Source organism: Mesorhizobium sp. WSM4989 (assembly GCF_029625795.1).
Lineage (GTDB): Bacteria > Pseudomonadota > Alphaproteobacteria > Rhizobiales > Rhizobiaceae > Mesorhizobium.
This window is the reverse complement of the sequence record NZ_JARTVN010000005.1, coordinates 99,275-118,844: the sequence shown is the minus strand read 5'-3', so window position 1 is coordinate 118,844 and position 19,570 is coordinate 99,275. Positions and strand designations below refer to the sequence as shown.

14 protein-coding genes and 3 pseudogenes are annotated in these 19,570 nt (G+C 57.2%); 2 read left to right on the top strand and 15 right to left on the bottom strand.

Annotated features, from left to right (window positions below; genetic code table 11):
- Window positions 1–462: 462 nt before the first annotated feature.
- The 9 genes and pseudogenes from P9217_RS28890 to P9217_RS28850 form a co-directional block, all read right to left on the bottom strand.
- A complete protein-coding gene (locus P9217_RS28890) occupies window positions 463–1,869 on the bottom strand; it encodes an aminotransferase (RefSeq protein ID WP_063169303.1) in 1,407 nt (468 codons plus the stop codon).
- Window positions 1,870–2,059: 190 nt separating this feature from the next.
- A pseudogene (locus tag P9217_RS28885) lies at window positions 2,060–2,480 on the bottom strand (transposase); the annotation flags it as partial.
- Window positions 2,481–2,963: 483 nt separating this feature from the next.
- The gene (locus tag P9217_RS28880) at window positions 2,964–3,470 is read right to left on the bottom strand and encodes a TIR domain-containing protein (protein ID WP_063169304.1); all 507 of its coding nucleotides are present in this window, start codon (window positions 3,468–3,470) and stop codon (window positions 2,964–2,966) included.
- 9 nt (window positions 3,471–3,479) lie between these two features.
- On the bottom strand, window positions 3,480–4,340 hold the full coding sequence (locus tag P9217_RS28875; protein WP_063169305.1) for a DUF4231 domain-containing protein: 861 nt from the start codon (window positions 4,338–4,340) through the stop codon (window positions 3,480–3,482).
- Window positions 4,341–5,742: 1,402 nt separating this feature from the next.
- Window positions 5,743–6,240: an Lrp/AsnC family transcriptional regulator gene (locus P9217_RS28870; protein WP_063169306.1), complete on the bottom strand. Its 498-nt coding sequence runs from the start codon at window positions 6,238–6,240 to the stop codon at window positions 5,743–5,745.
- Window positions 6,241–6,733: 493 nt separating this feature from the next.
- Complete coding sequence (locus P9217_RS28865) at window positions 6,734–8,257, bottom strand: fumarate hydratase (protein WP_063169307.1); 1,524 nt, start codon at window positions 8,255–8,257, stop codon at window positions 6,734–6,736.
- 27 nt (window positions 8,258–8,284) lie between these two features.
- Complete coding sequence (locus P9217_RS28860) at window positions 8,285–9,718, bottom strand: NAD-dependent succinate-semialdehyde dehydrogenase (RefSeq protein WP_063170369.1); 1,434 nt, start codon at window positions 9,716–9,718, stop codon at window positions 8,285–8,287.
- Window positions 9,719–9,911: 193 nt separating this feature from the next.
- Entirely contained in the window at window positions 9,912–10,838 is a 927-nt protein-coding gene (locus P9217_RS28855; protein WP_063169308.1) for a LysR family transcriptional regulator, read from the bottom strand.
- Window positions 10,839–11,005: 167 nt separating this feature from the next.
- On the bottom strand, window positions 11,006–11,407 hold the full coding sequence (locus P9217_RS28850) for a hypothetical protein (RefSeq protein WP_063169309.1): 402 nt from the start codon (window positions 11,405–11,407) through the stop codon (window positions 11,006–11,008).
- 1,485 nt (window positions 11,408–12,892) lie between these two features.
- Here P9217_RS28850 and P9217_RS28845 point away from each other — a divergent pair.
- A complete protein-coding gene (locus P9217_RS28845; RefSeq protein ID WP_063169310.1) occupies window positions 12,893–13,240 on the top strand; it encodes a transposase in 348 nt (115 codons plus the stop codon).
- Between the two features lie 48 nt (window positions 13,241–13,288).
- Here the strand turns inward: P9217_RS28845 and P9217_RS28840 are convergent.
- Window positions 13,289–13,425: pseudogene (locus P9217_RS28840) on the bottom strand (IS3 family transposase); the annotation flags it as partial.
- 528 nt (window positions 13,426–13,953) lie between these two features.
- On the opposite strand from P9217_RS28840, the gene P9217_RS28835 reads away from it, so the two are divergent.
- Window positions 13,954–14,328 (top strand): zinc ribbon domain-containing protein, encoded by a 375-nt coding sequence (locus P9217_RS28835; RefSeq protein WP_063169311.1) that lies wholly within the window; start codon window positions 13,954–13,956, stop codon window positions 14,326–14,328.
- 55 nt (window positions 14,329–14,383) lie between these two features.
- On the opposite strand, the pseudogene P9217_RS28830 reads toward P9217_RS28835, so the two are convergent.
- The 5 genes and pseudogenes from P9217_RS28830 to P9217_RS28810 form a co-directional block, all read right to left on the bottom strand.
- A pseudogene (locus P9217_RS28830) lies at window positions 14,384–14,508 on the bottom strand (integrase core domain-containing protein); the annotation flags it as partial.
- A gap of 24 nt (window positions 14,509–14,532) precedes the next feature.
- Window positions 14,533–15,435, bottom strand: coding sequence for a CoA ester lyase (locus P9217_RS28825; RefSeq protein WP_210326668.1), 903 nt, complete (start codon window positions 15,433–15,435; stop codon window positions 14,533–14,535).
- Between the two features lie 133 nt (window positions 15,436–15,568).
- Window positions 15,569–16,720: a CaiB/BaiF CoA-transferase family protein gene (locus P9217_RS28820; RefSeq protein WP_063169312.1), complete on the bottom strand. Its 1,152-nt coding sequence runs from the start codon at window positions 16,718–16,720 to the stop codon at window positions 15,569–15,571.
- 11 nt (window positions 16,721–16,731) lie between these two features.
- Window positions 16,732–17,985, bottom strand: coding sequence for a methylaspartate ammonia-lyase (locus tag P9217_RS28815; RefSeq protein ID WP_063170371.1), 1,254 nt, complete (start codon window positions 17,983–17,985; stop codon window positions 16,732–16,734).
- A gap of 453 nt (window positions 17,986–18,438) precedes the next feature.
- Window positions 18,439–19,434 (bottom strand): succinylglutamate desuccinylase/aspartoacylase family protein, encoded by a 996-nt coding sequence (locus P9217_RS28810; RefSeq protein ID WP_063169313.1) that lies wholly within the window; start codon window positions 19,432–19,434, stop codon window positions 18,439–18,441.
- Window positions 19,435–19,570: the final 136 nt, after the last annotated feature.

Here is a 19,570-nt window from a genome sequence, read left to right as displayed (position 1 = left end):
ATAGGCAAATCGTCTCAACAATATTAAAATGCCTTTCCTTGTGAACGGGGTGGCGTGTGAGTATCGTCCTTCTATATACCTGACGTGATAAAATTCACCGCAATGATTATGGCCCGCTGCAATGATGTAAAGGGCACGTCTAAGCTCAATCTGCATCGGAACGTGCAGATGACCTTTACCAGACCCTCGATCCCGCACGGGCCATAATGATACTGATTACGTGGGTCAAAAAGGGCGCCCTGCCGGCGGGGAGGTACACCCGCAGGGCGCGCCGCACAGAGGTCCTGGTCGTTGGGCAACAGGACAGCGGCGGCAGAACTGATTCGGTTACAAATCGTGACTGAAATAGCCCGGAGCATGCTCAAGATCAGATATCTGGAATTCAACAGTTTTGGGTCTGCTCGGCGCAGTAGCGCGCAGGGACATGCCTGCCTCCGGACTCGCTCCTTCGCGATCGCAAAATCATACGGCACCCTCGGCCTTCAGCGCGCGATAGGTGGTATCGACCGACTTTACCGTCGCGTCGACAATGATGTCGATCTCTTTTCGGGTAATGATCAGGGGGGGGGCATAACCGAGGATGTCGCCATGCGGCATGGCCCGTCCGATGACACCATTCTCAAACAGAGCAGCTGCAGTGCGCACCCCGACCTGAAGGTCGGGTTCGAATGGTATCCTTTGTTTTGGGTCCCGCATCATCTCTACGGCCGACAGGATACCCACTCCGCGAACTTCACCAACGATGGGATGTCCCGCCAGCTCGGCCTTCATCCGGTCTTGCCAATACGGTCCAACATCGCGGACATGCTCCAGAATATTTTTTTCTTTAAGCAGTCGAATATTGGCGAGCGCGGCTGCGGCACAAAGCGTGTGCCCCGAATATGTCCAGCCGTGGCCGAGTGCGCCGTGCTTCTCAGTTCCTTGTTCCAAAACCGACCAGACACGGTCGCCAATGATTGACCCGGAGATGGGGAGGTAGGCGGAACTCAAACCCTTTGCGATGGTCACGAAATCCGGACGCATGTTATACAGGTGGGAACCGAACTTCTCGCCGGTTCGCGCGAAGCCACAGACCACTTCATCCGCGATTAGAAGGATATCGTATTTGTCGAGCACCGCTTGAATGGACGTCCAGTACCCTTTGGGGGGCGGCACAATACCTCCTGTCCCAAGTACCGGCTCTCCGATAAAAGCTGCAACCGTTTCCGGTCCTTCGGCCAGGATCAAGGCTTCAAGCTCATCGGCACAGCGCCGGGAGAACGCTTCCTCGCTCTCCTCGACACGCGCCTGGCGGTAATAGTGCGGCGTGGTTGTATGGCGCACCAAATCCAGAGGCAGGTCGAAGAAATTGTGAAAGAAGGGAAGGCCAGTTAGGCTACCCGTGACCAATCCAGACCCGTGATAGCCGCGATTTCGCGAGATGATCTTTTTCTTTTCGGGCCGGCCAAGAATGTTATTATAGTACCAGACCAGCTTGATGTTGGTTTCGTTGGCATCGGAACCGGAGAGGCCGAAATAGACCCTTCGCATGTTCTGACCGAAATACTCGACCACGGCCTCTGCCAACAGGGCGACCGGCTCCGTACCTTGGCTGGCATAGACGTGCGCGAACGGCAATTCGTGTGCTTGCCTGGCAATGGCCTCGGCGATCTCCGTGCATCCATATCCCATGTTGACGCAGTAGAGTCCTCCGAAACCGTCGAGGCTCCTTCGGCCTTCGGTGTCCCAGATATAGACGCCTTCCGCACCGGCCATAATCCTATTTGGCGTTTCGCCTCGGCTGTGCTTGGCCAGATGCGTAGAAGGATGGAAGACGAAGCTTCTATCCTTCTCCCGGAGTTGCTCGGTTCCCAGATTGCTCAAGCGCATGTCCCTCTCCTCGCGATAAATTGGCGGAGGGCACTCGGCCAGCCACCTGTTTAGCAAATAGCATACCGGAAACGTCCCTTGAGTTTCTCGGGAATGCAGGTTATTCGCCGTGAAATTCGCGGGATCGGCCCGAATTGCCGTGAAAACTAAGGCGTCACCTTCGCCTTAGCCGAGGGTCGGGGGCGCGTCCTGCAAACACGAACAGCTTACGACGCGCATGCGCCCAGCATAGTGCCCGATTAGCGGGCGATATTGACGGATGAATAGCGCTCGGGACGCTGTTCCCGCCGGCCGCGCGAGGCACGATAGAGCGCCGGCGGCCATGTTCCGCCGAACTGCCGGTCATCCCTTACATTCTGACGGTCCGGATCGGTCTTGCCCTTCCCAAGGGTGGTAATGAGGTGATCAGGGGCAAAGCACATTCGCCTCGATCAGCAGGCAGCGGGTTCCGTGCCGCGGCACAGGCTCCAACCTGGTTGGCCAGCGCTGAGAGGCTGAGGTCGTGCCCTCGCGCATATTGATAGCTTTGGCGGTGCGGCGGCTGGTGCTCGGCAGACTTCTCGAAGGAGCATAGCCAGAAGGTTCGGCCCGGCAAAGACGCGCGGCGAGAGCTCCTTGCCATTGACATCTTGATTCGCAGCCGACCAGCGCCGCCAAGTTCTATCGTCAGCGTGTTGCCTTTCTTGCGATCGCAAATTCGTGGTTGCTGCGCAGGGCGAGCCGAGCTGCGGCTCGCAGGAGGGGGCGAGCCGACAGAATTGCGCGGCCTGAAAAGCTGCCTCCATCAATGCTGGCCGCTCGTGCAGTCTCGAAACGCTGGATCAAGCCTCAAACATCGAACAGCCGCTCCTTTTCCTCGCGAAACCAGCGCCCTCGCGCGACATGATCTTGTCTGACGATCCGACGCTTCGAGCGGGGCTCCTCTAATAGGTTGCACATGACCTGCAGCTTTCAGCCAAACTCAGCAAATCGGACGTCGTGCTCTTCTTATCATCGCTCGGCAAGCTCGGAACACGCTGGCGGACGTTGCTAAGGCTAGTCGCCGCCAGCGGATGGCGAGGATGTTTGGGCGGCTAAGTGCTTTTAGGTGGCGATTATAAGCCGAGATCGCGATAGGTGCTTTCGCCATAGCTCCTGGCGCCATCGCCACGCTGAGCGTTTGAAAGCCGATGAAATTCGCTCGGCCAATTGGCTAGCGCGTGCTTGATGGCCTTCATCTTGAACGGCACGTGCACAACACATTTGTCCCTGATGATAGGCGGACAGCTCACATCTTGTTGCCGCGAGCCGTTAAGGTTTGCTGCGATTATCGGCAGACCTAGATCAAGAGCCAATTCCATTTCCCAGCGCACGAAGCGAAAAAGGTTTTTCGTCTTCTCACCGATCAGGACAAGTACCTGGCTCGATCCATTCATTCTGTTGCGAAGATTGCGTTTAACATAATCTTCGTCCTGTGCTCGGCTCGTCATATTGTCCAGATCGTGAGCGTTCGCGAATTCAAAACTCACATTCTCGCTGGCGTTCCACCCTTTCATAAAGCGGTATGCCCAAGCGTCTTCATCGCCGTCAAATATTACATAGGTCGGATCGCTGTATGCCATTGTTGTCTCTTAGTTGTTTTGACGAGCAACCCACTGGGTGTGCTCCCGTGAGAAAGCCAGTTCGGCTTCGTTCACCGCGGCGGAGAATGCCTCATCCGAGTTGGCGTCCGTAATAAGGTCGGCAGTCAAGCCGATCTCGTGAGCTGTCAACGTGTAAGCCGATGCCAATTCGTTAAATTTCTTGATCTGGGTCCACCCAATAAGGGAGGCGGCGATGACAATTAGCGGCTCGGTCGGCCAGCCTGGCATCGCGGGGTCAGCGATGCGTACTACGATGAACGAGAATCCCAGAGCGTATGCAAAAATACCAAGGCCCATCCAGACTTTCGCGGACCTCTTGTTCGAGCGCGCCTTCTTCTCGTACCACTTCCGTTGGTCGCAGATTCGTCTCTGCAGATATAGGTCTTTTCTTTCTTTTAGCGGGGAGTCCCTTATCGACATCATCTGGTCGGTTGTTTGGGGGGATGCTGAATCGGTGCCGCTCAACGCGCTACCAAGGTGACGATTGCTATCAAGGATACCTTCCATGAGCTTTCGAAAATCAGCTCTGGCGTCAGCGGCGCGCGCGTCATCGAACGGCTGTGCTCGCATCGCGAAGCGCCAAGTCAATGTCTTCACCGACTCTGCCAGAGCTCGAGCCTGATACCAGACCTGCTCGGGCTTTGTGACCGACCGGAAAATGAGGACTCCCATTGAGCAAAGAAATACCGCAGCATAGACACCGAAATAGGCTTTTGATGGCGACAAGTCCAAAGAGAGCACCGACGCTAAAAAAAGAAGAACGTACTCTGCCCGGATCAGGCGCAGAAACGTCGCCTGCTGCTCGTTGGATGCCACGTCGGCGCTATTATAGAGTCCAGGATATTTCATTTTTGAAGCACACCAGTCTATTTTGTGGCGGTAAATTCTTTAAGCCAGGATTTGGCAAACGTGAGGTTAGCAGTCGAGCTTACAGAGCCTATTCTTGAGCGAGGCGCGGTCCCTCTGTTCATAAACAGGAATGCAGGTCCTGTCCCATCAATGTAAGGGTATAGGCCCAAAAATTCTTGCCCGGAGAATGTTTCCGAAGAATTTTTTGCCACGGGCAGAACCGCTACCGCGGTCCGAAACCCATCGAAAAAGCCAAGCTCCCAAGGCATCCATCTGGATCCTGGAGAATTGTTTGAATGCACATAGATTAGCGTCTTTGACTGCCTCATACGGGTCCGCAGCAACTCGGCGGTGGCCGAGGAGACTTTTGTGCGGTCCAGTTGTGAATCTTCGACCCAATCTACGTAAGCAGTGAACCCAAGCTCCTCGAAAATTCGCTTCACACCGAGAACGATCTCTGCGTCCTTGAAAGAATGTGACAGAAAAACGTCGAATGACGATCTGGCTGTAGCTGCGGCCGTCTCTTCCTTTAGAACGATCGATGCGGCTCTATGTCCTCGACTGGCATTCGCAACTCTTTTCAGCTCTGCCTCGGTCAGTAGCACTATTCAAATCCCCCCATGATCTGTTCGCAATCTATGAACTTGACGCCCATTCGATTAAGCGACCCTTGTCTTGTGAAAACTGGCACCATGCTCTCCAGCCGGTAGCGCAACCTCCACCTTCTCAAAGACCACGTCGGGTGGCAGGAGTGACCGGCCTTGTCACCCACCTACGCGATCCCGGCACAGCCATGCTCCTCGCTTAGAAGGCTGCGGAGACCAGCAATGTCAAACAGGACAGACGATCTCCTAATCTCGAACAGCAACGAACTTAGGACGTAAAAACGCGATCTCCGAATGTCCGCAGGCGTCGAGGGCCGGGTTGGTCGCCAAGGCCGAGCGGGCCAGCTTGCACTCCCGCTACCCGTCGGCTTGCCAAACCCTCGCTGTAGATTTCGCCCCCTACACGGATGCGCTGACCGCGACTAAGCTCAATCGCCACTGATCGCCAATCCAGGGCGAAAGTTCCCCCCTTGAAGTAGCGGTAGAGGCATTTTTCGGCACTTCGCATCTTAGATATGGACGCCTCCTCAACCAGGCACGATCCGGTTTGGCTTCTCGCCGTAACCGTGCTGGGCAAGTGCGTCCGATGGCTGCTTCGATCCTCTCCTGGAATAGATCGGTTCCAGATTGCTCAAGCGCATCGTCCTTGCTCGCGATCAACTGGCGGATAGCGCTCGGCCACCTTTTTCCAGCAATTAGTATACCGCAAATGTCCCTTGAGTTTCGTCGGAATGGGTGCCTTTTGCCGACGAATCTACGGGATCCGTGCCAAACGCCGTTGAAACTTAGCTTTTGGGTTACCGTTGCCTCAGGGCGGACAAAGGTATCGGTGAATTGGACTTCACTGGTTTCGTGACGACAAGGCTATAGTATTGATCAATCCCCAAGCCTGCCTGCAGCAGTCCCTCCATGAAATCCTGATAGGCGGCCATAGAACGAGATGCGACCCGCATCAGATAATCCACGCGCCCCCCAATTGCCCAGCAGTCCAGGATTTCCGGAATGTCTTGGATAGCAGTTTCGAAGTGTCGTTGGTCCTCAAGACGATGACGATCCAGCACGACCTCCACCATCACAAAGATCATGCCGCCGATGAGGGCAGGACTCAGCCGCGCATAAAATCCCTCAATAATCCCCGCGGCCTTGAGTGCTCGGAGCCGCTCCGAACAGGCGGACGCCGAAAGATGAACTCGTTTTGCAAGCTCACTTTTTGAAATCCGACCGTCTGCCTGAATTTCGGAGAGGATCCGCAGGTCCCAACTGTCGAGTTGCACGGGATCGGGTTTCGACTTCATAACCTATGCTCTCAGCGATGACATCGCGTTGTGTGCCGATCAATTCTATCATCAATTGAAACGAGCGAATGTAGCAGTGGAAGGCATCCGTTCCAGGCCCGAGATGTGCCAGAATGGGGTACGAAAATCAGCTGAGGGTGAGCGATCCGCTGAGAAAAGCTGCAGAAGTAATTTGGCTATCGCCCCAACGCCCAACGGGGCAATGGTGCAGCTGGAGAGAATAGTCGGCGGCGGCGGAGACCATGATAAATAGATAACCGATTTTCTTGAATCTCGCTGCCGTACTTGATAGACGCGCGACTGCATTCGACCCTCGATCGCATGGACGGCATACTCAATGCAGTATTCACTCGCACATTCAACTATTAGGGTGAATTGAAGGCCTTGCTTGGCCGGCTCGCCGAGGCGCAGGGCACCGCAAATGCCGCTCGTCTTATGGCTTGCCCGATAATTTGGCGCTCGGGTCTGGCCGAAATCGCCCAACCGGAAAGACTCAAACACCGATGTTGCGTGCGATGCTGTCGGCTGCCATACGCTTACGCCACTCAAGAGGCCCGGAATTGTGAATGGAGTTTCCCTCAACATCGACAGCCATGACGACGGGCATGTCCTGCACATCGAATTCATAGATGGCTTCCATGCCCAGGTCTTCAAAGGCGACAATCCGCGCCGCCTTAATCGACTTTGAAATCAGGTACGCAGCGCCACCCACTGCAGCAAGGTATGGCGTTCTGTGTCTTACAATCGACGCGATGGCCGCCGGTCCCCTCTCCGCTTTGCCCACCATCGCGAAAAGGCCGGTTTCGGCGAGCACCTTGTCCGTAAAATCGTCCAAGCGGCTGGAGGTTGTTGGACCGGCGGGTCCAACGACTTCATTCCTCACTGCCCGGACGGGACCGACGTAGTAGATCACGCGGCCCCTCAGATCGACTGGGAGCGGCTTGCCGGCATCAATCAGTTCGACCATTCGTTTGTGGGCAGCGTCACGGCCCGTCAGCATCTTTCCAGAAAGCAGGAGCGTTTCACCGCAGCGCCACGATGCCGTCTCTTCCTTCGTAAGCGTATCTAAATTGACCCGCCGGACGCCGGCTGGGTTCAATTCGTCGGCTCCGATGTCGGGCCATTCGCGCAAATCGGGCGGCTGGAGGCTGATGGGTCCAGAGCCGTCCAAAGTAAACTTCAGGTGCCGGTTGGCGGCGCATTGCGGGATGAGCGCCACAGGCTTGGACGCTGCATGAGTAGGATAGGTCGCAACCTTGACGTCAACGACTGTCGTCAGACCACCAAGGCCTTGGGCGCCGATACCAAGCGCGTTGATCCGCTCATAAAGCTCAATCCGCAGCCCCTCTTCTGCGCTTGACGCCCCCCTTGCGATCAGTTCCGCCATATCTATGGGCTCGTTCATGGCCTCCTTGGCCAGCAGCATCGCCTTTTCAGCGCTACCACCGATGCCGACAGAGATCAGTCCAGGTGGACACCACCCGCTGCCAAGGGTCGAAACGGTATTGACCACCCAGTCGGAAACGGAGGCGGTGGGATTGAGGGTGGTAAAACGTGCCTTGTTCTCCGACCCGCCGCCTTTCGCGGCGATGGTGATCTCAATCTGGTTACCTTGCACCAGGTCGACATGGACAACTGCCGGTGTGTTGTCGCGGGTGTTGACCCGTCTAGCGAGGGGATCCGCAACGATCGATGCCCGAAGGGGATTGTCCGGATCGAGATAGGCTTGACGTACGCCCTCATTCACAAGATCCGCGAAACTGGCTGTTGACTTAATGCGGGCATCCATGCCGACCTTTGCGAAGACAACCACAAGTCCGGTGTCCTGACAAATCGGGCGCCGCCCAAAGGCCGCCATGCGGGAGTTCAGCAGAATCTGACCTATGGCATTCTTCGCCGACGGGCTCTGTTCTCGCGTGTATGCGTGAGAAAGAGACCGGATATAATCTGGAGGATGATAGTACGAGATGTACTGAAGGGCGTCGGCGACGCTCCTTGTGATGTCGCTACCGGCCATGGTCCGTGTTCTGTTTCCCACCGGATTTTATCCAAATGAACCGAGGCCATTGACCATTTTCAGAATCTGGAAGCTTCGCACCCCCTGCTCGCCGCCTTCATATCCATAGCCGCTTTGTTTGACTCCTCCATAAGGGGCATCAGCGGAAACCCCTTTCAGGTAATTCACACTAACAGCGCCCGCAGAAAGACCGCCCACAAGCCTCTGTTGCGTATCGGCCGCGCCAGTAAACAAGTAGGCGGCCAGACCGTACTCCGTGGCGTTGGCTTCATCGATCGCCTCTTCGATCGTATCGAAAGGAGCCACGGTGAGAATTGGTCCGAACGGCTCTTCATGAAGCACTCTCGCTTCCTTCGGTACGCCAGTCAGGATGGTTGGCGGCCAGTAAAACCCCGGTCGGTCAAGGGGGATGCCACCGGTCTCGATTTGGGCGCCGCCCTCTACCGCATCTTTGGTCAGGCGTTGCATGGCCTCGATTCGCCGCGCGTTTGCCATGGGACCCATCTGCGTTGCAGGGTCATCCGGTGGACCGATCCTGATTTTTCGGACCGCCTCCGTCATCCGGAACAGGAATTCCTCATAGCGGGATCGGGCGACAAGAATCCTGCTGGGCGCATTACAACTCTGGCCCGCGCACTCGAATTTGTATTCCGAAATAGCCGGTATCGCCGTTGCCAGGTCGGCATCTTCGCACACAATAACCGGGGAATGTCCACCGAGCTCAAGGATGCAGCGCTGCAGATTATTCGCGGCCAGTGTGGCCAGCTGTTTCCCAACAGCGGTCGACCCCGTGAACGTCAAGACTTTGACAATTGGCGAACTGAGCAGATGCCGTGATATATGCACAGGAACACCGAACACCAGGTTGACCACGCCTTCCGGTATCCCTGCTTGACGCAAAGATTCCACGACATGGACAGCCACGCTTGGCGTCTCTTCGGCCCCTTTGAGGATCACCGGGCAGCCTGCCGCCAGCGCGGGGGCGAGCTTGCGGGCGATGAGAACGGCTGGATAGTTCCACGGCGTAAAGGCAGCGACGACACCGAGGGCCTCCGGGACGATCATCCTGTTCGGACCCAACGGAATCGGGGTCGACAACTCATCGGCATGCCGGCCATTCCATTCCAGCGTTTCGACTGCGCGCGCGTACTCTCCTGTTGCTTCGGCAATCGTCTTTCCCTGTTCGGACGACAGGTCCCTGGCTGCGGCGCCAGCTTTCTCAGCCAGATTGCTGGCGGCAGAGACGAGGATCTCGCCACGCTCTTTGGCGGGGCGTGAGGACCACGCCTTGCGGCTGCGTTCTGCCGAAGCAAGAGCTTCATCCAAGTCTGGAACCGTAGCCGAGGCCACTGAGGCAAATACCTTCTCCGTCGCCGGGTTGATCACCGGCAAAGTGGCTCGGCTACCACCGGCTCGCCATTTGCCATTAATGAAGAGCTCGTAGCTCCTGGCGTGGGACATCGCGGGCTCCACTTGTGATTCTGGCCATGCGAGCGCCGTTTCAATTTTCGAAGCCGCTGAGCTCGCTTGAGCCAGTTTCATCGCGATGGTCGCAGCGGGTCAAATATCGATTAGTGCCTAAATCCATCTGGAATCCAGATCGATCTGTTCCGACAGGAAGGAAGTCATGCCGTTGTTTACAGATCGATGGTTCTCAGGTCGCGTCAGGAGCCGATGCTACCCAGCCCCGGCTCTCAATCAATTCTCTGGCGACCTTCGGAATGAGCTTGCGGACCGCAGAAACGGCCGCAGAACGCTCATCTTTGGGATTTACAGCAAGCACCACGGAGCGGGTAATTACCGGATCGACTATCTTGACCGTCCGGACCAGCCCTTGAGAGGCTTCTTTCTGAACGGCAGACGGGGCGAGAATAGAATGCGCTTTTCCCTCTACGACCATGTTGATGATCGTTGAGAGCGAGTCCACTTCAAACTTGACGTCCATCGCGCAACCGTGTTGTGCGACGACATCAGCCACCGAACGCCTGACATTGTTGTTGCGCATGGGAACCGCCAGGGGGAATGCATGCAGGTCGGCCAGAGATATCGCATCTTCAAACGGTGGCTCGCCGGACGGAACCACCAGACAAAGGTCTTCGCGCGCTAGCACAGTCATTCGCCCCACACTGTCCGCAGTGCGGTACAGAACCGCCAGATTGAAGCGTCCAGCCGCCATCCATTCCTCTAGCGGTCCCGTCATACCCTCGACCATCTTGAGGGACACCTTGGGCAGTTCGTGTCTTACCGTCTCAAGCAGCGGACCGCTCAGGACGCGAGCAGCTCCAGACGGAATGCCAATAGTCACCTCCCCGGCGGGGGAAGCGGCTGTGTTGGTCAATTCCACCTCGGTAATTCGAATTTCTTTGAGAATCGCCCGCGCCCGCTCCAGGAGTTTGGCTCCTGACGCCGTCACGCTCACGCCGGTCCTGTCGCGTATCAGCAGCTGAGTGCCGAAGCCTTCCTCCAATTGGCGCACATGCAGACTCAGCGCACTCTGGGCGACATTCAGAAAGCCAGCGGCCTTCGTGAAACTGCCTGCTTCGACCACGCCAACAAAGTATCTTAACTGCCTGATTTCCACGGGTACTCTTCCGAGGGCGGACTGCAATGATGTAATCTATCTCGAAATGTGATGGCGCGACAGCAATAATTGCAGAGCGACATGACGCCTAACTGTCGTGTCATCTCAGTGTGGTTTGACCAAAACCGTAACCTATGTGTCCAGAATGGACCCAACCCGCCGAGGCTTCAACCGGCCAACTCGGCGCCCTGATCCATGGAGATGATTTCTCGGACCCTTCGAATAACCGGTAGATCGACCATCTTCCCGTCCAATGTGAACGCGCCTTTGCCTTGCGCCGTCGCATCTTTTTCGCCGCGAGGACACGACGGGTCCCTCGAGTTCTTGTGCGCTTGGTGAAAAGCCCCATCGATGTTTAAATGGATCGCCTGCGGCCCCACGAAGTTATCATTGTCTAAGAATCGCCGATGCTTCCTATCGAGCCGAGACTGCCGCATGGGGAACAGAACGGAAAGGTTCGGCGTCAAAAGCAGGTCGAGTTCTGGGGCACCGCCAACAGCTGCACTGAAGTCTTCAGTACCAAGCGCCATTGCAACCAGCGGCGCTAACAAGATGGGAAAGGAGGTCATTGCTATTGCCGCTGGCGGACTTCGGCCGGCCACCCCATTTCCTCTTCCGAGAGGTGAATTGTCCAACCAACCCTGCTGACTAATGACGAGCATGATCGTATCGTCAACGTGTCACAGAATTGCTTGCAAGCTCACGGCCTCAGCTGGGCCAACGAACATTGAACTCCGTGGACGAAGCCTGGACCCGTCGTCATCCAAGTCAATCCGCGCCTCGATGAGGGGACAGATCCTCAATTGGTTCAGCTGGCTTGCAGTATTGCACCTAGCAGTCACGGCGAGGACTGGGATTTGCGAAGAAGGCATTCTCGCAGTGCGGCCGTACGGTACCTCATTCCTGGCACACTGGATTAGATCGCTGGCGACATTAAGATCAGGTGTGACCGAGGTGAAATTTTATGTCGAAAACCTGAAGGCAGGGCGTCAGGCAGGGCGATTACAGAGATCCTATCGGACATGTCATCGCAGTTTCATCCACCATTGCTCGACCGAGGCGACACTCATCGTCCCATCAACCTAATCCATTGGTCGATCACGCCGTTCACGACCCTTGGCGAAGAAGGAATCAGCAGCCCCTAGGCTCAATTGGAAAGCGGGGCGGGGTCCATACGTATCTTCGTTTCCGGGCACCTCATGCTAATGAAGCCGCGACAACAGGTTGGTTATGCACCCAGGTGCTGGCCAATCCGGCTTGACTGGAAAGTTTCATACCCAGGCCTGGCACAGGCGAGCGTGATGCCGCTCTCGCTATGTTGGACCGCAGACGCCGCGACGGCGCATCGACTGGCGCTGGCGAAGCCTAGGACGCGCCAGTCAAGGACCTGCAAAGAGCAAGATCACGCCGCGCGTTGCCTTCAACGCCCATTTGAGCAGAAAGCAACAAGCCTCGCGTATAGCGATCGATGACCGCACGAAGCGCCATCCGGGCTATGATCTCAGTCAGCACTGCCCTAAGGGGTCAGAGGAGGGTTCGGTCAGTCAAGACCTCAGACGGCATGGCCAAGGTCAAGCTGCGAGGATGTGCCACCGCGGGCGCGGCATAACTTGGCGGGCTACAATTTGGTTCGCTTGCCCAGGCTGCTGGCAGCGCCGGTAGTCGGCCGCGCCGGACTGGCACCTACGTCTGGTCCATGAACGGTTGCTTTAGCAAAACCGAAGTCCTCGCCAAAACTCTTCGCCGACGTGCGACGACCGCGCCGGTGCTCGTTCCGGGGTCGGCAAGACGAAGACAGGCCTACTCTGGATTTATGCCCGCGATGACTGATTAGGGAGGGAGCGGACCGCCGGGCGTCTTATGTCTATGCGCCGGACCGAAAAGGCCCAGCGTGCGATCGCTCATCTCGCAGGCTCTCTACCGGAACTTGCAGGTCGACGGCTATAGCGGGCCATCGCTTGCTGGCCGACGAAAAGCGGCTTCACGCTCGCCTTCTGCCATGCCGCGCCCGATCGAGGCGCTAAGAAGGATCCGCGAACTCTAAAAGATCGAGGATGACATCCGTAGCCGAGGCCAACGAGGCCTTGCTGCACGCAGGCAAAAAGTGCTCAACCATCACGGCACTGGACCCAGGGCGGCTAGAGAAGCTCGGCCAAATCAGTCAGAAGACCAAGCTCACAGCGGCGATCCCCTACACGCTCTCGCGCTGGGAAGCGCCTCTCGCGCATCCTGGACGAGGCCATATCAAGATCGACAGCAACGTGGTCGAACGCTCAATCATACGCAACTCTTTTTGCAGCTCCGGCGGTGGCGCTGAGCACTGGTCAGTCATCGTGTCGCTGGGTGATCGCCGGGATTGGCCGGATAGCCTGAAGCTAAGGCCGTCGAGCCAGACCCTCTGACCTGCCACTGAACTTTCAACCAGTGGCGATTAGCCTCGGCCGTTTCTGTTATGGCGCGGTTTGAGCAACGGGCGGAGGCGCGAAGCCTTCATTGAGTGCAGCGTCGGAGCCGGTTGCGGCGAGGGTTCCGGCGAAGACCGCCGGGGTCAAATAGCGAGCGAGGAATGCGGCCTCACGGTGTTGAACAACACCAGGAAAGAACACCCACAGGACCGAGGAACGCAAGTTTCTTTATCCGTGGCATCCTTGGGCCGGGCGTTGTGTTCACGTTCATGAGGTGATCGAGAACGCCGACCGGGAGGTTTTCCGCTGCAGTCTCTCCCGCCACGCCTCCGATCGGTGGCTGGAAGTTCCGGCCTGGATGTTTGATCGCGGTCTGCACCGCGTGGCGCATTGCCCTGCCCCACATATCGATCCCAGAACGCTTGGCGTCTTGGTGACACTGCTGCAGGACCCGACGGCCAATTCCCACACCCCATCGCAATTGGAGGATTCGGGCGCAGCATCGGGTCCTCACGAAGCGAACCGGGGAGAGGTCCATACCGCGCCAGCCTACGACATATCAGTTCGATCTTCTCCAACCCGCACGACGCGCAGACCGCGCAGATGCCGCCATTCGCTCGCGCAGCCGCCGTAAGGCGCGAGATGCTGGCGCTGATTCCGGGTGCACACGAAGGCTACGTCGGCTGGGAAAGGCGGAAGCGATCCGCAAGATGGTGAGCGACCACGTGCCCACGAGCCGGCATCACGGGGCGCCCAAGCATGGCGACGCTCTGCTCGCCGACCTTGTCCGCTGCCGGCGCTGCGGCCGCGAGCTGACGGTCCGCTACACGGGAACCAAGCACAACATTCCGCGCTATTCCTGCTGGCGTGGTCTGCTTGACAATGGCGAGCCGCGTTGCATCGCCTTCGGTGGACTCGCGTCGATCGAAGGCGTTCATCCTCTGCCGGACGGTCCATGGGTCTTCAGCCGATCAACGCTTGACGAACCGGCGGCTCAGCGCATCGTTCATCGCGCGCGGCAAAACCCAAAATACCCCATGGGATCGCATCCAGATCAGCAAAACCTATTCACTCAAATGACATAGACAGATGAGTGTTATGAACAGGATTTAGGTCCTGCCTCCATTCGGCAGTGGCACTGCGGGCGTGGTCGAGGCCGAAGAACAGGCCATCGTTCAACAGCTCGTCTCGCATTCGGCCGTTGAGGGAATCGCGTAGCCATTTTGCATCGGCTTGCCCGGCGCGGTGTAGTGCCATTCGCTCCTGTTCAGCCGCTGATAACAGGCCAGTCAGTTGTTGCCCACAAGAATCAGGATCTCGTGGGCGCGCCGCACCACTGGCGGATCTATCATTTTGCCATTCAACGAGAATGCGGACAGTCCACGCGTGGCGGCATCATTTGCCGCCGCGACAACTTTATGGGCCCACTCGAGCTCCTGGGCGCTTGGCGAGAAAGCCTCATTGAATATGGCCACCTGTGTCGGATGGATCGCCAAAGCTCCGGCAAAGCCAAGCCGCCGCGCCCGCACCGCGGCCTCACGAAGTTTATGCGTGTCCGAGAACTCGCCGATGCTTCCTATGAAGCCCAGCGGGAGCAAGCCGGCCGCGCGGGCGGCAAACAGAACAGAAAGGTTCGGCGTCAAAAGAAGGTCGAATCCTGGGGCGCCGCCAACAGCGGCGCTGAAGTCTTCAGGGCCAAGCGCCATTGCGACCATCCTTGGATGCGCCGACGCAATGGCCGCAAGCCTTTGCAAGGCGCCCGGGGTCTCAATCTGGGCAAGGAACCGGATGCCTCCCTGCGGAAGATTTCTTTCACGTTCTAGTTCCGAAACCGCATTCGCGATCTCTATAACCCACTCTGCCGAATCCGTCTTCGGAAGAACCAGTGCGTCAACACCCGCCATCACGGCTGCATCGAGATCGGCCGCCAAGGCGCGCAGACCATGATTCACGCGGACCAAAACAGATGCGCCTTTCCGGCCCACCTCTGCCACGCATTCAGGAAGCTGCTGCCGTGACTCTCCTTTCCGATCCTGGGGCACGGAATCCTCCAGGTCGAGAATGACGCCATCTGCGCCCCGCTCATGGGCCGTCTCTACAAAGCGCGGAACGTGAACAGGAACGAAGAGCAGGGATCTCCAGCGCGGTACAGACATCGCGCCTTCAACGGCCGCAAAGGTGTCCTTGATCATGGAGACGCCTTTGCGGCCGATTTTAGCGCGGGCGCTGCCAGTGAGCTTTCTAGGCGGCCGGTGCGCTGAAATGATCCGAGGTACACAGGCATTTTGTAAACCGCGAGCAGTCTCACCTTACTGAAACGCGCGCTCACGCTGACGCGGCTCTTTCGCGCAAAAGCGCCCGCACCTCCTCGCGGACAGCCTCGGTATGAGAGCCAAGAGCCGGGACTGGGCGAAGCGAGGGGAGCTCCGAGTTGAAAATCGCCGCCGGCGCTATCGTCTCGACGGCTCCATCGGGTGTTCCAACCTGCACCCTGCGAATGTGTGGATGCTTTGAAACATCCACCACTTCGTTCAGTCGGCCATATGCCAGGCCGGCCGCCTCGAGCTCCTGCATCGCATCGTGGCAGGATAGTTCAAAAAACCGCTGTTCAATGATCTCATCAAGTTGCGCACGATGAGCGAGGCGCTCCATATTGTCAGCAAAACCAGGTGCGCGTGTGAGCCCGGACTGCTTCAGGAATTTCTCGCAGAAATTCACCCATTCGCGGTCATTCTGAACCGAAAAGATGACCTCTTTGCCGTCGGCACAGCGATAGGCACCATACGGCGCGAGCGACGGGTGTTTCACGCCTGCGCGTACCGTCTGGTAGCCGCTGTAATCATTTTGCAAAACCGGCACGTTCATCCAGTCGGCGACGGCATCAAACAGTGACACCTGGATGCTGGTCCCTTCGCCGGTGACCTCGCGGTGGTACAGTGCCTGAAGAATGGCGCTGTGCGCTGTCATGCCCGCCGAGATATCGCAAACCGAGACCCCTACACGCGCAGGCCCCTGTTGGTTGCCGGTGATAGCGCATAGACCTGTTTCGGCCTGGACGATCAGATCGTAGGCCTTCAAATGGGAATACGGCCCTGACTCCCCGAAACCAGAAATGTCGCAGGTGATCAGCCGCGGATATCGTCGACGCAGATCAGCGGACGCGAACCCCAGTTTTTCTATGCTGCCCGGCTTTAGATTCTGGATGAAGACATCAGCACTGGCAATGAGCGTGTCGAGGACGGCGCGATCCGCCTCCAACCTCAGGTCTAGACAGACCGACTCCTTACCCCGGTTGAGCCAGACGAAGTACGCGCTCTGCCCCCGCACCAGCTTGTCGTAGTTTCGGGCAAAGTCCCCTTCGGGCCTTTCGACCTTGATCACCCGGGCGCCTGCGTCAGCAAGGCGAGACGATGCGTAGGGAGCTGCAACGGCCTGTTCGACCGCCACAACCGTGATGTCCTTGAGACTGTTTAGCATCAGGGCGCTTCCTACGCGGCTTTCAGGTTTTGTGCCCGACGCCGATCAAGCATGGCGAGCAACCGATTTTGTTCGTTGCCTACAATGGAAAGACCTTCGTCGATGCCCATGCCAGGCTTCGCGAGCATCATGTCCGCCTGTGTTGCCACCGAAATGTGAACCGTCGCTCGCGCGGAGAGATCCGTCTCGCTGCAGCTGCCTCCCACATAGGCGTCCACGTTGTTCTCTTTGCACAGAAGCACCGCACGGGCGCTGTCGGCGATCGAGCCCACGTCCGGCGTCTTGATCTGCACGAGATGGGTCGCCTTAGCCTCCGCAAACAGACGCACATCCTCTAAGGTGTTGCAGCGTTCATCGACAACGATGCGCGCACGTGACGCGCGCGCATTCAGAATGCCGACGATCTGCCCGTAATTTTCGACCTGCGCCGGCGTAGACCCGAAGTCGGCTGGCGATTCGATATTCACCGTGAACTCCGGAACCGCGTCAGCAACCTTACTGATGAAGTCGGCGATGCGCTGGACGTCGAGCCCGATCTCCATACCGATCCAGCCGTACACATCGAAATGCAGCACCGGAGAATAGTCTGGTTGGCCGATTTGCTTGACGCGGTGCGCCACCCATTTGACGAAATCCAGAAAGGTTTCTCCCCCAACGCCGAATTTGCTACGCGAGTTGATGAGGCCATGCGGGATCACATCCACCCCCTTCAGGATCATTTTATCGACATTGATTTCGCGCGCATCACCGCTCTGGCAATAAATTGGGACACGACGATGCGGCATGGATAGGCAAAATTCCGAACAAACCACCTCCGCCATGGTACGACGCGCAGCATGGGCAGCAGCGCTTAAAAGGGCTTGGCTGACCCCATATTCGATGCATAGTGGGAGTCGTTTCCCAGTATGGAGATCGAAGACACTGGAGCAGGCTGTCAAAAAGCTGGACGCATCAATGTTTAAGAGCCGCGGGACAACAACACGTGACGTGAGATCCATGATGGCTCCGACGTCAAACAGGGGGTCACGCCCGCCAGCCCCTGAGTATTGCACTCCCATCATATCGCCCCAGGCGACCATATCGTCTTCCAGGACAAGCCCGACGCTTAAGCAAGCTGCCGGAACACGGATATCACGGAAGCCGGGCGTCAATGGCTCGCCGACGTAAACAAAACCGTCCTGGCCAACCCCTGCCCTAATGGCAGCTTGATCGTCATAAAAGAAGGCGCCGTTGCCGGGCGTGAGAATGACGTCTTTGATCTGCACTGAATTATACTCGAGTTTGGCCAAGCTATGAGCTGCGGCCGGATTTGCGCGCTCTGTCCTAAGTTATGCCCCGTTCGGAATCGGTTTTGCCAATATAAAGCCCCGAACGTGCCCATCTCGTTTTAAGATACGATAAAGTTGTTTTACGGGCGTCAGCGGGGACGGCACCGTCCGCCTCCCCTCTTGGTCGCGGTGCGCCGGATCGTCGCCCCTGCTTCCATAACAGAAGCTAGGCGATCAATCCGTCCGGCCAGCTCCCATCTCGGACCGCCACTTTCAACCATGGTTAGTATAAACCAAGCGATCAAGGATCAAGCAATCTTTTTGGCATGATTTTGGAAGACAGGATCAGCCGCTGATCGATCCGAGGAGCTGGCCTATAAGCTCCAGTCGAGGCCAGTGCCTTCATACCGGAGTTACTACAGCTGGCCAAGGCGCGGCTAATCTGTACCTCTAGTTATGCAGCGGCCGCGCAAGGATGGCTACCCCTTCATTGCGGTCGACATGCGCGCCCGATCCTATGGCTAGGACGATTGATGGCCCAGGCGCTCGGATGTCAATGGACGGAGCGGAAACAGAATCCATAGAGTGTAGGATACCTATAAGATCTCCCGACCTCACTTCATCCAACACAGAGCAGCGAGGTTCGAAGATACCCTGCGCGGGCGATTTCAACTCGTCTGATATCAGCGTCTCAAGGGTCTGACTGGACCTTTTGTTACGGAAAGACACGTCCTCGACTTTTCCTTCGACGAGTCCAAGCATAACGAGCGCGTTGCGAACTCCAGCTTCATAAATCGCTAGAGCTTCTGCGCTAACCGTACCACCGCCGAATTCCGCGCAAACGAATACCTTCCCTAGGCTATGTGCCCAACTGTCGAACATCCCAGCCGTGTCGTCATGTTGCCAGAGCAATGTTACGGGCAGCTTAAATGCCGCTGCCATTGCGAGCGTCTTAGCCATGAGATCCGCATCAGCAATTGGATGCGTGATGACCGCCGGGGGAAAATCCCACGTTGGGCCGAAGCTGTGCAGATCGAAAACGATGTCGGCATTTGGCAACAATACGCGTGAAACCGCATCCGCGATTCGTTCCGTAACAGACCCGTCGGCACGGCCCGGAAACACGCGGTTCAGATTCAAACCATCAAGCGGAGTATTGCGGCTCCATGCTTGAACTGCCAATGGATTAAGCACTGGCAGCACGATGATCCTACCACTGGTTTGCGCTTGTGGCAGCCACTCGATAAGCCGCCGCGCGACTAATGGCCCCTCCATTTCATTGCCATGATTCCCACCGGTGATAAGAAGGCGCGGTCCATCGCCCTTATTAAGACTAAAAACCGGAAGCGAGAACTCTTCATGGTCGGCGCCTCCCGGCACAACGAGGTGTCCTCTGCTCACGCCATGCGCATCGAGATCAAACGTAAGATGTGGTGCTTCGTTCATTGCTTAACCTATTGCGGGTGATCTGGCGACTTTGACCGGGCATATGGTCTTGTACACGGCTATTTTTTTCGCCTGGAACTATGCACACGCGGTCACCACTTCGCCAATATAATGTCCGAGACGGCACCATCGCGTT

What these genes read in the sequence shown, in the direction of transcription:
- P9217_RS28845 (WP_063169310.1), top strand. Translation starts at nt 12,893, where the DNA reads ATGACATCCGTAGCCGAGGCCAACGAGGCCTTGCTGCACGCAGGCAAA.
- P9217_RS28865 (WP_063169307.1), bottom strand. Translation starts at nt 8,257, where the DNA reads ATGGCCGGTAGCGACATCACAAGGAGCGTCGCCGACGCCCTTCAGTAC.
- P9217_RS28835 (WP_063169311.1), top strand. Translation starts at nt 13,954, where the DNA reads ATGGTGAGCGACCACGTGCCCACGAGCCGGCATCACGGGGCGCCCAAG.
- P9217_RS28820 (WP_063169312.1), bottom strand. Translation starts at nt 16,720, where the DNA reads ATGCTAAACAGTCTCAAGGACATCACGGTTGTGGCGGTCGAACAGGCC.
- P9217_RS28825 (WP_210326668.1), bottom strand. Translation starts at nt 15,435, where the DNA reads ATGATCAAGGACACCTTTGCGGCCGTTGAAGGCGCGATGTCTGTACCG.
- P9217_RS28870 (WP_063169306.1), bottom strand. Translation starts at nt 6,240, where the DNA reads ATGAAGTCGAAACCCGATCCCGTGCAACTCGACAGTTGGGACCTGCGG.
- P9217_RS28875 (WP_063169305.1), bottom strand. Translation starts at nt 4,340, where the DNA reads ATGAAATATCCTGGACTCTATAATAGCGCCGACGTGGCATCCAACGAG.
- P9217_RS28890 (WP_063169303.1), bottom strand. Translation starts at nt 1,869, where the DNA reads ATGCGCTTGAGCAATCTGGGAACCGAGCAACTCCGGGAGAAGGATAGA.
- P9217_RS28810 (WP_063169313.1), bottom strand. Translation starts at nt 19,434, where the DNA reads ATGAACGAAGCACCACATCTTACGTTTGATCTCGATGCGCATGGCGTG.
- P9217_RS28850 (WP_063169309.1), bottom strand. Translation starts at nt 11,407, where the DNA reads ATGACCTCCTTTCCCATCTTGTTAGCGCCGCTGGTTGCAATGGCGCTT.
- P9217_RS28880 (WP_063169304.1), bottom strand. Translation starts at nt 3,470, where the DNA reads ATGGCATACAGCGATCCGACCTATGTAATATTTGACGGCGATGAAGAC.
- P9217_RS28860 (WP_063170369.1), bottom strand. Translation starts at nt 9,718, where the DNA reads ATGTCCCACGCCAGGAGCTACGAGCTCTTCATTAATGGCAAATGGCGA.